Source organism: Pyxidicoccus trucidator, assembly GCF_010894435.1.
Classification (GTDB): Bacteria; Myxococcota; Myxococcia; order Myxococcales; family Myxococcaceae; genus Myxococcus; species Myxococcus trucidator.
In genome coordinates, this window is record NZ_JAAIXZ010000001.1 from 1,636,162 (window position 1) to 1,648,355 (window position 12,194).

The 12,194-nt window shown below is 69.5% G+C and carries 8 protein-coding genes; 4 read left to right on the forward strand and 4 right to left on the reverse strand.

Features of this window, described 5'->3' with window-relative positions:
• Window positions 1-93 precede the first annotated feature (93 nt).
• From G4D85_RS06645 to G4D85_RS06655, 3 genes are all read right to left on the reverse strand, one after another.
• The gene (locus G4D85_RS06645) at window positions 94-2,823 is read right to left on the reverse strand and encodes a hypothetical protein (protein ID WP_205525437.1); all 2,730 of its coding nucleotides are present in this window, start codon (window positions 2,821-2,823) and stop codon (window positions 94-96) included.
• Between the two features lie 197 nt (window positions 2,824-3,020).
• Window positions 3,021-4,073, reverse strand: coding sequence for a Vgb family protein (locus G4D85_RS06650; protein WP_240359109.1), 1,053 nt, complete (start codon window positions 4,071-4,073; stop codon window positions 3,021-3,023).
• A 115-nt stretch (window positions 4,074-4,188) separates the two neighbouring features.
• Window positions 4,189-5,319 (reverse strand): PstS family phosphate ABC transporter substrate-binding protein, encoded by a 1,131-nt coding sequence (locus tag G4D85_RS06655; RefSeq protein ID WP_164008960.1) that lies wholly within the window; start codon window positions 5,317-5,319, stop codon window positions 4,189-4,191.
• Window positions 5,320-6,229: 910 nt separating this feature from the next.
• On the opposite strand from G4D85_RS06655, the gene G4D85_RS06660 reads away from it, so the two are divergent.
• Window positions 6,230-7,477, forward strand: coding sequence for a hypothetical protein (locus tag G4D85_RS06660; RefSeq protein WP_240359110.1), 1,248 nt, complete (start codon window positions 6,230-6,232; stop codon window positions 7,475-7,477).
• Between the two features lie 301 nt (window positions 7,478-7,778).
• Window positions 7,779-10,307, forward strand: a complete 2,529-nt coding sequence (locus G4D85_RS06665; protein ID WP_164008964.1) for a sodium-translocating pyrophosphatase — start codon at window positions 7,779-7,781, stop codon at window positions 10,305-10,307.
• 77 nt (window positions 10,308-10,384) lie between these two features.
• On the opposite strand, the gene G4D85_RS06670 is transcribed toward G4D85_RS06665, so the two are convergent.
• Complete coding sequence (locus G4D85_RS06670) at window positions 10,385-10,939, reverse strand: SPW repeat domain-containing protein (RefSeq protein ID WP_240359111.1); 555 nt, start codon at window positions 10,937-10,939, stop codon at window positions 10,385-10,387.
• Window positions 10,940-11,203: 264 nt separating this feature from the next.
• On the opposite strand from G4D85_RS06670, the gene G4D85_RS06675 reads away from it, so the two are divergent.
• Window positions 11,204-11,407 (forward strand): cold-shock protein, encoded by a 204-nt coding sequence (locus G4D85_RS06675; RefSeq protein ID WP_163989479.1) that lies wholly within the window; start codon window positions 11,204-11,206, stop codon window positions 11,405-11,407.
• 97 nt (window positions 11,408-11,504) lie between these two features.
• Window positions 11,505-12,071 (forward strand): endonuclease dU, encoded by a 567-nt coding sequence (locus G4D85_RS06680; RefSeq protein WP_164008965.1) that lies wholly within the window; start codon window positions 11,505-11,507, stop codon window positions 12,069-12,071.
• The last annotated feature ends 123 nt before the right edge of the window (window positions 12,072-12,194 follow it).

Here is a 12,194-nt window from a genome sequence, read left to right on the forward strand (position 1 = left end):
CCGGGCCGTGGGCTCACGCCCGGCCGTCCCGGTGGCCTGACGCTCGCTGCACACGCGGCGCAGGAAGAAGGGCGGGTGCTCCGGGCCGTGGGCTCACGGCCCGGCCGTCCCGGTGGCCTGACGCTTGTTGCACTCGCTGCGCAGGAGCACGGGCGGCTTGCCCTGGGCGAGGTGGTCCCTCAGGTAGAAGTAGGCCATCACCCCGGCGTTGAACTCCGCGCGCCGCAGCCACGCCTCGTACGCCACCGAGGCGCCGCTCCGCACCGCGTCGGTGATGGGGTTGTCGAGCGTGCAGAGCTCCTTCCACATGGTGGCCCCTCCCAGCGCCCGGGGGTTGCCACTCTTGGGCTCGGAGGAGGTGCCGGTGCCGAACTTGCCCACGCGCACCAGGTCACACGCGCCGCGCGCCGCGCCGAGCATGTTGGCGCCCCACCGGCCCCAGTCGACGGCGTCACCGGAGAAGTCGATGTCCACCTCGCCGTACTTCACCCAGGCCTGCATGAAGGCGTCCCCGAACTCCACCTTCGTGCCGCCCGTGCCCATGAACACCAGGTACTTCGCGCCACCGTGAGGCCCGAGCGCGTCCTCGAAGGGCTTCAGGTGGCTCTCACCGCCAGCGCCCCGGCCCGCGAAGCCGGCCGTCAGGTTGGCCACGCGCGCGCCGCTGCGCGCCACCAGCGCCTTGGCCGCGCCGCTCTGCCCGTCCGCCGTCCGCCCGTGGCAGTTGGAGCAGATGCCCTGGAACACCGTCGCGCCGGGCGTCGTGTAGTAGAGCTCGCCCCACGGCTGCCGGGGGATGCCCAGGTCATCCACCATCCACGACTCCACCGGCTCGGGGGGCGGTGCCTCCTCGAAGGCGCACTCGGGCCGGGCCACCCAGAAGCTGGTGGGGAAGAGCTTCGCGGCGAGCTGCGCGTGCCGCTCGGTGATGGCGTACTGCATGAGGTACTGGTGAGAGCCCTCCTGGATGGCCAGCCGCCAGTCCCGGTTGCGCGGCTCGTACGGCACCCTGTCCGTGAAATCCTCGGAGACCCACCGCACGTCCTTCGGGTCCTTGCACGTCTCCCGGACCACGGTGTCGGCCAGCTTCACGCGGTAGTTCCGGGCCGCCTCCCGCTCCGAGGGAAACATCGTCTCATCCACCGGGCGCTCCAGTGAGCCGAGCCACTTCGCCACCAGCGACACCAGCCGGCAGTCCCGGCCCGGCACGTTGGCCGGCATGCGGATGTACACCTCGTGCGCGTCCTGGGTGACGCGCTGGTAGAAGGTGCTAGCAGGCGAGGTGGCGCGCAAATCCTTCTCGAGGTCCACGCCCGCGCGGACGTCCGCGTAGTACTTCTGCTTGTTGCTCTCCATGCGGCCCGTGTCGAACCCGGGCAGGACGCCGCCCGCGGAGAAGTCCAGGTCCGCGATGGACGGGTTGCTCTGCACCGCGAAGCCATTGGGGTTGTGGCACTGCGCGCAGTTGCCGATGAAGTAGCCCTGCAGCGCCAGCTCGTGCACGTTGCGGTACTCCTTCCCCTTCGGCTTCACGTCCTCCAGCTTCGGCAGGTCCGCCGCCGAGCGCAGGCCGGTGAGGACGCCGTACCGGATGAGCCGGTCCACCTGGGACAGCTCGTCCTCCAGCACGTCCACCGTCGGGTCCACGCCGCCCTCGCCCTTCGCGCGGCGGTTGAGCTCCAGCGGGGTGAACCCCAGGATGAAGTTCTGCGCCTCGGAGCCGGTGTGGCAGTTGACGCAGCGGTGGCGGCCGGGAATGGCGTAGTTGCGCGTCTCGCCCCGGCCCTCGTGCGCGGTGTAGACGAGGACGCGGTCGGAGAAGCTCGAGCCATCGCGGTAGCGCAAGTCATGCAGCTCGGCGGCGGTGCCCTGGTCATTCCAGAGGTACGTGCCGAAGAGCGAGTCCTGCCAGCGCTCCCGGGTGACGATGAGCCGCGTCTCGATGCGCCGGTACTCCACCCTTCCGTTCCGGTCCGTCACCGCCTTGAAGAACGTCTTGTAGAAGCGGGTGTTGGGGGGAATCTTGAAGCGCTTCGTCGTGGCGTCGTACTCGATGGACTTCCCCGCCGGCACGTGGACGAGGCGCAGCTTCTTCGCGTGGTCGGAGAACAGGGGATACGTGGGCGCGAAGGCGAAGGTGCCGTGCCGCGCCAGCTTCAGCGTGTCGAACGTGGTGATGTCGGTGTCCGTCTCGGCCAGGGAGCGCGGCAGCTCGGTGAGGCCCGCGAAGTACGCGTCCTTCTCCGCGTCACGGCCCAGATGCTCCTCGCCGGGGATGCAGTGGCCCAGGTCCGTCATCCCGTCGGCCACGGGGGCGTAGACCTGGGTGCCGCCCGCCGCCTCTTCTTGCTCACACGTCACGTCGAAGGCTTCCGTCTCCGGGCTGCCCTGCGCGAGCCACGCGTTGAGCGCGCAGCCGAGGTCCGCGGCGTCCCGCGTCTGCTCGGCGGTGGCCACCGGAGGCATGGCGCCCTGGGTGGCCAGCGCGGCCATGCGCGCGGCGGTCTCCTTCAGGCCCGCGAGGTCCGAGACGTACTGGAAGCCGCCCCGCGTCTCGGGCGCGCGGTGGCACTGGGCACACTGCTCATCCACTCGCGCCTTCAGGGTGCTGAACACCTCCTTGCGCCCGGTGCTGGGGCGGGCCGTGTAGCGCAGGGGGATGCGCTCGCTGGAGCGCGCGGGGGCGTAGCAGGTCGACCCCACCTCCACCCGCACCTCCGGACTCTTCTCCTCCTTGGACGAGCAGCCCATGGCGAGCGGGAGCGTGAACAAAACCAGCCAGAGCGCCCGACAGCGGGCGTGCCAATTCCTCTCCAACGGCATGGACTGCTCCTCCTGGGAATCCCTTATCAGGCGTTCCGTGAGCGCGGCGGACTCCTACCGCGATTGCCTCTCGGAACGCGAGAGCGCAGACCCCTGTGAAAGGGGTCTGCTGTCTGTTTTCACCCCGCCGTGACAAGCAATTCCTGTCAGGGCAGCGAGGTGAAGCCAGACTGTGTCACGTTTTCACTTTCACGGATTCACGGAACCGTGACAGCGCGGATGCGGCCCAGCTTGTTGCCGGCGCGCTCGGTGAACCACAGGTGCGCGTCCAGGCAGAAGAAGCCCGGCGGCGCGAAGACGATGCCCGCGGGCTGGCTGCTGTCCGTGGGGATGGCGTACTCGGTGATGGTGCCGTTCAGGGTGATGCGGCCCACCTTGTTGCCGCGCAGCTCCACGAACCAGAGGGCGCCGTCCGGCCCGGGGGTGAGGTCCACCGGGGCGCTGCTGGCGTCCGGGAGGGCGTACTCGGTGACGGTGCCGGACGCGGAGATGCGGCCAATCTTCCCCGCGAACTGCTCGGTGAACCACATGGCCCCGTCCCAGCCGATAGCGATGCTGGAGGGACCGGCGTTGGCGGTGGGCAGCGCGTACTCGGTGATGACGCCGTCGGTGGTGATGGTGCCCACCTTGTTGCCGCGCAGCTCCGTGAACCACAGCTTGCCCTCGGCGCCGAGCGCGATGGCGGTGGGCTGGGCCTCCGGGGTGGGCAGGTCGAACTGGGTGACGGTGCCCGAGGGGGTGATGCGGCCGAGGCGGTTGCCGGCCACCTGGGTGAACCAGAGGTTGCCGTCCAGGCCCGCGGCAATGCCATACGGCGCCGAGCCCGGGTTGGGCAGCGGGAACTCCGTCACCACCCCCTGCGGGGTGATGCGGCCCACCTGGTCCACGCCCAGCTGGGTGAACCAGAGGTTGCCGTCGAAGCCGAGGGTCAGCTTCTGCGGAATCGAGTACTCGGTGAGCAAGGGGAACTCCGTCACCACGCCCTCACGGGTGACGCGGCCAATCGTCCCGGAGCCCGTCTGGGTGAACCAGAGGTTGCGGTCCGGGCCGACGGTGATGCTCGCGGGGCCGGCCTCCTCGGTAGCCAGGTTGAACTCCGTCATCGTGCCGGCCACGCCGGACGGGCGGCGGCACACGAAGGGGTTGTTCAGGGAGGCGGACGCCTCCTCGGCGAGGGCCGGCGCGCCCAGCAGCAGGGTGGACGCGGCCAGCAGCGACTTCTTCAGGAAGGAACGGGCAGGGAAAGGCATGAGGTGGGTGCTCCAAGGTGGACGGCGAACGACAACAGGGGACGGACACACCGGTGGCTTCCCGGTGTGTCCGTCCCGACTTCAGGATTCAGGGATGAAGGACTTCAGCGACGGCTCAGATGCCCTTGCACAGACCGGCGCCACGGCCGTCGTTGGCCGCGCCACCGCAGCGCAGCGCGCCGGTGGAGCTGCAGGGGATGAAGCCCTGGCCGACGAGGATGTTCTGGAAGGAGGACTTGTTGCTGTAGATCCAATCGAACAGCGTCTGCTCCTTGGCGTCCTTCACGAAGTTGACGTTCTCGTTGAGGAAGATCTGCCGGGCCAGGGGGTAGGCGTTGGCCGGGTCGGTGATGAGCTTGCGGACGTTGGCGGCGGTGGGCGCGATGCCATTGACGCTCACGGCCACGTTGCCCGTCGTCTTCGCGGAGTCACCGGCGAAGCCGATGGCAGTCTCGTCACTGGCGGTCAGCTTGCCGATGCACACGGTGGCGCTGTCGGAAGTGGTGCACGGGGACGGGTTGGTGGCGGCAGCGTCGGTGATGGTCACCACGCCGGGGCAGAAGGCGGCGCTGGTGTTCTCGGCGACCTTCTCCTTGAAGACCTCCGTGGTGCCGGACAGGTCGTCGCGGCGGAAGACCTTGATGGCGCCGGTGCGGGTGCTGCCCGGGACCTGGCTCCAGTCCGTCCAGCAGGCGCCCGTCACGGTGGTGACGACGCCGCCCACCGTGCGGCGGTACGAGGAGAAGAACAGGCTGGCCAGGTCATCGCGGCTGATGTTGGTGAGGCCGTTGTCCGACTTGACGAAGGCGTTCACCGCGTCCAGCGCGATGACGTTGCTCTTCTCACCGGGGCAGCACGCGCCGTTGCGCGGGTTGCCGTTGTTATCGGTGCCACCGGTGCCGGTGCCGCCGGCACAGGCAGTGGACGTCGCCCTGTAGTCGCGCGACATGGGGGCCAGCGTCTGCTGCCGGCCGCTGCAGTACGTGATGACGCCCACGATGGAGCCCGTGCGCACACAGCCCTCACCGACGCTGGAGCCCTTGCCCTCGATGGACAGGCTCGCGAGGGAGGAGGCGTTGGCGGTAATCATCGCGCCCTTCAACGTGTCCGAACCGAAGAACTTGTTGCCATCGGTCAGCTCGGCCGTGACGGACGCCGGGACGACCTCGTCGGCGGACTGGCCGCCACAACCCACCATGGAAACCGCGACGACCGCAGCGGACATCACCGTCTTCATCATCTTCATGGACGACTCCTCAGGTGTTGCACTGGGTTGACACGCCACTCGCCGCCCGTGGCTGCATGGCAATGCGGTGCCTCCCCGCGCTGCGGGGCCAGACTGGATGCAAGGACTCTGGGGGAGGACCATCGAACCCGGCTCATCCCGGATTCGACGGAGCGCAAGGTGCCTCATTGGCCAGACATGCGGTGACTCAGTTGCGTCAAATCTCTGCCAGCGTCGGGTCACACCGCCACGCGCGAATCTTCCCGCCACCAAAGGTCACAGCCCCGCAAGTGATTGCATGACAATGGCCGTGACAGCCCATGCAAGGGTTTGCATGGACGTGATGTTTCCTGTTCGTGATGCGTGGGCGGCCCACGCGGCCCGCGCGAGCGGACACGGTGCGCCACCTCGGGAAACCGCTACATCGCTGTAGCAATGACAACCCGGCTACATGAGGCGCAACCGTCCCACCCGGTGGAGCCCCACCGTCCACGCATGGACACGTGGGGCCCGGAGGCCACGCCTGCTCGCCGTGCCTGCCTCGTCCGCGCACCGTGCATCCCTCGCCTGCCCTGCTGGCGGAGGAGTCCGTCGCTTTTTCCCCGGCGTTCTCCGGCGGACAGGGAGTTTTTTCAGCGCCGAGGACAAACGTCTCGCCCCCTGGGCCAGGGTCCGGCCCGTCCCCAGAGGGAAAGCCACGCCGCGGCGAGTCCTGGCAATGCCCTTGCAGAAGAGCCTCCACGGTTGAGGGCAGGGGGCTGTCGGGCGGGGCGGGGGAGAGGCCGGGGCGGGGATGGGGTGGCGTGGGTGGACATTCGCGGTGTGCGCAACAGGTCTTCTCCTCGTGGGGTGCGGGGAGAAGGCCCATGCGGCACCGCGCGCTCCGGGCTTGGAGGTAGCGGGGTCGGTCGCGGGTGAGGGCGAGGGGGCCATGGCGTGGTCGCGGTCGCTGGTGCTCGGGGACAGCGAGGCGCCGCAGACCATGGTGGCTCCCGACGGGGACGTTCTCGTCGCGGCGACGTACCGAGAGCCTTTGGACATCGGGGGAAGCCCCCTGCCCTTCAACCAGGTTTCAACGACGCCCCACCTGCTGGTGGCGCGCTTCTCTCCGGACGGGGCCCTGCGCTGGGCGCATGGGCTGGTGCCCCGGGAGGGAGCGGCGCGCGCCCGGGTGGGCGGACTCGCCGTGGACCGTGAAGGCCACGTCTGGCTGGGCGGCACCGCGGCCGGCTTCACGCTGGGCACGGAGCGGCTGCCGGAGGGCCCCTTCGTGGCGCGGCTGTCACCGCAAGGCGCCGTGGAGCGCGTGCGAGGCTTCGCCGGCGATGGCGCCCTCACCGTGCAGGCGCTGGCCGCGGACGGCACTGGCGGCGTGGTGCTGGTAGGAGACTTCACCGGGCGGCGGGACTTCGGGGACGCGGTGCGAGAGCCTCCCAAGGGAGAGCGCGCCGCCTTCACGGTGCGCCTGGGCGCGGACGGCGCGACGCGCTGGAGCCGCACCTGGAGCGCCGGCCCCAAGGGGCTGGTGTCGGCCCGGGCCGTGGCGGTGGACGTCTTCGGCGGCATCCACGTGGCCGGGGCCTACGCGGGCACGGTGTGCTTCGGCGGGTCCGCCTTCGTCACCGTGCGGCAGCGCACGCCCTTCGTCCTCAAACTTTCACCGGAGGGCGCGCACGCGTGGAGCCGGGACCTCCGCGGCTCCGAGGGCACGGCGAACGCAGTGGCCGTGGGCCCGGACCGCGTCTTCGTGGGCGGCAACTTCTCCGGCCGCTTCTACTTCCACGGCCAGGGCCACGCGTCGGGCGGCTACCAGGGCTTCCTCGCCGCCTACAGTGCCGGGGGCCAGGAGCGCTGGGCCCGCTCCTTCGCCGCCACCGCCAGCGCGCTGGCCACGGACGAGGCGGGCCAGGTCACCCTGGCCGGCACCCATGACGGCGGCCTGGACCTGGGCGCGGGCGCCACCGCGCCCCCGGGCCTCTACGTCGCGCGGCTCCTGCCCGAGGACGGGACTTCACTCTGGGTCCGCGGCTTCACCAGCCCCGGCGCCGTCCTGGCGCGGACGCTGGCGGTGGACGCCACCGGGCACTCCGTCGTGGCGGGCGCCCTGGCGCGGGCGCTCCCTTCGGAAACCCCGTACCCGCGTCCCCAGGACGGCTTCCTCCTCCGCCTGAGACCCTGAGTCCGGCCCGGAGGACGACTCCGGGGGTGATGAGGAACCCGCTTTCCCCGGGAAGTCGGGCGCTGAGAGGGCGCCAGCTCCCCCGAGAATTCGACTTTGCAGCCGCGTCCATGTTATTCGCGGGCCGCCTTCAGGGTGTGCGACTCGGCGCCTTGAAGGGCGAGGCTGTGCTGAAGCGCAGGCGCGCGGTGTCCCCGCTCGCAGGCGGCCAACCCCTCGACACCACTCCCTGTTCTTCCTGGCACGCGGAGCACCCAACCGCGGGCCTGGACAATGAGTCTCTGTGAGGAGTTGCACCCCCATGACACCCACCGTTCCTAGGATGGACGCTCTCCGGAAGAGCGTCACCGGCGCGGCCGCCAGAGCGCTGGCGCTGCTGACGGTTTTCGCCGCCAGCGCCGCCCACGCCAGCGAGGCGGACCTCGTCCTCCCCAACTTCAGCGAAGTCACCTTCTTCGGCGGCTTCAACGGCTACCAGTTGCTGCTGTCCGGCATCGTGGTCTGCGTCGTCGGCCTCATCTTCGGCTTCCTGCAGTACGCCAGCCTGAAGAAGCTGCCCGTGCACCGGGCGATGCTCGAGATTTCCGAGCTCATCTACGAGACGTGCAAGACGTACCTCATCACCCAGCTCAAGTTCATCGGCGTCCTGTGGGCGCTCATCGCCGTGGTGATGGTGGGCTACTTCGGCTTCCTGCGTCACATGGACGTGGGCCGGGTGGCCATCATCCTCATCGCCAGCCTCGTGGGCATCGCCGGCTCCTGCGGCGTGGCCTGGTTCGGCATCCGCGTCAACACCTTCGCCAACAGCCGCACCGCCTTCGCGTCGCTGCGTGGCAAGCCCTACCCCACCTACGCGATTCCCCTCCAGGCCGGTATGTCCATCGGCATGGTGCTCATCAGCACCGAGCTGCTGCTGATGCTGGGCATCCTCCTGTTCATCCCGGCGGACTTCGCGGGCCCCTGCTTCATCGGCTTCGCCATCGGTGAGTCGCTGGGCGCGTCCGCGCTGCGCATCGCCGGCGGTATCTTCACCAAGATCGCCGACATCGGCTCCGACCTGATGAAGATCGTCTTCAAGATCAAGGAAGACGACGCGCGCAACCCGGGCGTCATCGCCGACTGCACCGGCGACAACGCGGGCGACAGCGTGGGCCCCTCGGCCGACGGCTTCGAGACCTACGGCGTGACGGGCGTGGCGCTCATCACCTTCATCCTGCTGGCCGTCGAGGTGCCCTTCCGCATCGAGCTGCTGGTCTGGATTTTCATGATGCGCATCGTGATGGTGCTCGCGTCCCTGGCGGCCTACGGCCTGAACAACCTGTACCAGGGTGGCAAGTACAAGAACGCGGACCACATGAACTTCGAGCACCCGCTCACCGCGCTGGTGTGGGTGACGTCCATCATCTCCGTGGCCCTGACGTTCCTGGTCAGCTACCTGCTCATCCCGAACCTGGGCGGCGACAGCAGCCTGTGGTGGAAGCTGTCGGCCATCATCACCTGCGGCACCCTGGCCGGCGCCATCATCCCCGAGGCCATCAAGGCCTTCACGTCCACCGAGAGCCGCCACGTGCGCGAGGTCGTCACGGCCAGCCGCGAGGGTGGTGCGTCGCTCAACGTCATCTCCGGCCTGGTGGCGGGTAACTTCTCCGCCTACTGGATGGGCCTCATCATCGCCGGCCTGATGGGCCTGGCGTTCTGGTTCAGCGGCGCCGGTGTCGAGGGCGCGGGCGTGGGCCAGCTGATGCTCGCCGCCCCGGTGTTCGCCTTCGGCCTCGTGGCCTTCGGCTTCCTCGGCATGGGCCCGGTCACCATCGCGGTCGACTCCTACGGCCCGGTGACGGACAACGCGCAGAGCGTGTACGAGCTGTCCCTCATCGAGAACGTCCCCAACGTGAAGGAAGAGGTGAAGCGCGACTTCGGCTTCGACCTGGACTTCGAGAAGGGCAAGCAGTTCCTCGAGGAGAACGACGGCGCGGGCAACACCTTCAAGGCCACTGCCAAGCCGGTGCTCATCGGCACCGCCGTGGTGGGCGCCACGACGATGATCTTCTCCATCATCGTGCTGCTGGTGGGCATCACCACCGGCCCCAACGGTGAGCAGATTCTCGACCCGGCGAAGGCGCAGTTCCTGTCCCTGCTCCACGCCCCGTTCCTCCTGGGCCTCATCACCGGCGGCGCCATCATCTACTGGTTCTCCGGCGCGTCCATGCAGGCCGTGTCCACCGGCGCCTACCGCGCGGTGGAGTTCATCAAGGCCAACATCAAGCTGGAGGGCGTGGAGAAGGCCAGCGTGGAGGACTCCAAGCGGGTGGTGGAGATCTGCACCCAGTACGCGCAGAAGGGCATGATCAACATCTTCCTCGCGGTGTTCTTCAGCACGCTCGCCTTCGCCTGCCTCGAGCCGTACTTCTTCGTCGGCTACCTCATCTCCATCGCCATCTTCGGCCTGTACCAGGCCGTGTTCATGGCGAACGCGGGCGGCGCCTGGGACAACGCGAAGAAGCTGGTCGAGACGGAGCTGAAGGCCAAGGGCACGGACCTGCACGCGGCCTGCGTCGTCGGCGACACCGTCGGCGACCCGTTCAAGGACACGTCCTCCGTGGCGCTCAACCCGGTCATCAAGTTCACCACCCTCTTCGGCCTGCTGGCCGTGGAGCTGGCGGTGGAGCTGAATGCCGCGGGCCAGGGCACGCTCACCACCATCCTGGCGGCGGTGTTCTTCGTGGCGTCGACGGTGTTCGTGTACCGCAGCTTCTACGGCATGCGCATCCAGAGCGTCGGTGGCGACACCAGCGACGTGAAGCCGGGCGCGGCCATGAAGACGGCCTAGAAGCCGCCTTCGCCCCACTGAGCTGAAACGAGCGGCAGGGTGCCCCCGGGCGCCCTGCCGCTTTGCTTTTCAGCGGCTCACGCGCCTATCGCCTCCGGGTCCGTCGCCAGCTCGCCGCCCAGGTGCATGCCCGTCTGGCACCGGTAGTCCGTCACCAGCGAGGCCACAATCGTCGACAGGCCCACCAGGACGTGGATGGCGGCGGCCACGGGGCTGCGCCTCGCGTAGCCCAGCACGAAGGGCGCGAGGATGGCCGCCGCGCCATAGGCGTAGTCGGCGATTTCGTGCGCTTCGATGGGGATGAGCTTGGTGAGGCTCAGGCGGTAGTCGGTGAGCAGCGACACGCCGATGACGGAGGAGCCCAGCGCCAGCCCCGCCGCCCTGGCCACCGGGTCATCCGACAGCAGGCCCGCGAGCAGTGAGGCAGTGCCGCCCTTGTAGTCCAGCAGCGAGTGCACGTCCTGCGGTATCCACCGGCGCAGCGGCAGCCGGCCGAACAGCGGGCGGGACAGGATTCCCGCCGCGGCGCTCTTGTCCAGCGCGCGGCGCACCACCCGGCGCAGGCCCGGCTCCCCCAGCACGTGGGGTGGGACGAGAGAGGGGAGGAATCTCGAGGTCTGCGGCTCGGCCATGGCGGCACTCCTTCCAGTCAGCGGGTCGTGACGTTGCCGCCAAGGTAGCCACGCGGCCCCCGGCGCAGGGGGGCCGGACTCCTCGCCTGCCCGGACTCCAGGGGCAGGAACCCCACCCGCCACGGCCTCCTGCCCGCCGGGCAGGCAGGGGGGCTTCCACTCGGCTGCCCGCCCCGGGCAGACTAGGGGCCGCAGCATGGCCCCCGGTTTCTGAGAGGGCGAAACGCCGCGGCGTGAGCCGCTCTGAACGAGAGAACGCGATTCATGGCAACTGGTACCGTGAAGTGGTTCAACGATGCGAAGGGCTTTGGTTTCATCGTGCAGGATGGCGGCGGTGAGGACGTGTTCGTCCACCACTCCGCCATCAACATGGATGGCTTCCGCACGCTGGCCGAGGGCCAGAAGGTGGAGTTCGAGGTCGGCCGCGGCCCCAAGGGCCTGCAGGCGCAGAACGTTCGCGCGGGCTGAATCAGGCCCCCTGTAGACGTCCGGAAGCCCGGTCTCGCGCCCACGAGGTCGGGCTTTCTCTTTGCGGACGGAAGGCGCCTCTTGCGAGGCTCGCCCCATGCGCCTGCCCCGCCTCCCCCGTGTCATCGGCTTCGACGATGGGCCCTTCGCGCGCCGTCCCGGCGTCGCCGTGCCGCTGGCTGGCGTGGTGTGCGGGGGCACGCGCTTCGAGGGGCTCGTCTGGGGGCGCGTGCGCCGCGACGGGTGGAACGCGACGCGCGAGGTGTGCCGGCTGCTGGAGGGCGGCAAGTTCCTGCCCCAGCTCCACCTGGTGCTGCTGGACGGCATCGCCTTCGGCGGCTTCAACGTGGTGGACCTGCCGGAGCTGGCGGCGCGGCTGAAGAAGCCGTGCGTGGCGGTGATGCGACGGCCCCCGGACCTGGACGCGGTGGAGCGCGCGCTGCGGCACCTGCCCCGCGCGGACGAGCGCTGGGCGAAGCTGAAGCGCGCGGGCCCCATCCACGAGCTGGGCGGCTTCACCTTCCAGGTGCAGGGCGCGGAGCCCGCGCTGGTGGCCGAGGCGCTGGCCCGCGTGACGGACCGGGGCCGGGTGCCCGAGGCGCTGCGGCTGGCGCACCTCATCGGCTCGGCCGTCGTCACCGGCGAGAGCGGGCAGCGCGCCTAGAGCGCCAAACAGGTTAGTGGAACCTCAGGCCGCAAGCCGCCGCTTCTCGTCGATGCGGCGGTGGAGGGTCTCCAGGTTCTGGAGAGCGCAGAGCCTGCGAAGGTCGAAGGTGTTCTTCCGGGT

What these genes read in the sequence shown, in the direction of transcription:
- G4D85_RS06675 (WP_163989479.1), top strand. Translation starts at nt 11,204, where the DNA reads ATGGCAACTGGTACCGTGAAGTGGTTCAACGATGCGAAGGGCTTTGGT.
- G4D85_RS06665 (WP_164008964.1), top strand. Translation starts at nt 7,779, where the DNA reads ATGACACCCACCGTTCCTAGGATGGACGCTCTCCGGAAGAGCGTCACC.
- G4D85_RS06680 (WP_164008965.1), top strand. Translation starts at nt 11,505, where the DNA reads ATGCGCCTGCCCCGCCTCCCCCGTGTCATCGGCTTCGACGATGGGCCC.
- G4D85_RS06655 (WP_164008960.1), bottom strand. Translation starts at nt 5,319, where the DNA reads ATGAAGATGATGAAGACGGTGATGTCCGCTGCGGTCGTCGCGGTTTCC.
- G4D85_RS06670 (WP_240359111.1), bottom strand. Translation starts at nt 10,939, where the DNA reads ATGGCCGAGCCGCAGACCTCGAGATTCCTCCCCTCTCTCGTCCCACCC.
- G4D85_RS06645 (WP_205525437.1), bottom strand. Translation starts at nt 2,823, where the DNA reads ATGCCGTTGGAGAGGAATTGGCACGCCCGCTGTCGGGCGCTCTGGCTG.
- G4D85_RS06660 (WP_240359110.1), top strand. Translation starts at nt 6,230, where the DNA reads ATGGCGTGGTCGCGGTCGCTGGTGCTCGGGGACAGCGAGGCGCCGCAG.
- G4D85_RS06650 (WP_240359109.1), bottom strand. Translation starts at nt 4,073, where the DNA reads ATGCCTTTCCCTGCCCGTTCCTTCCTGAAGAAGTCGCTGCTGGCCGCG.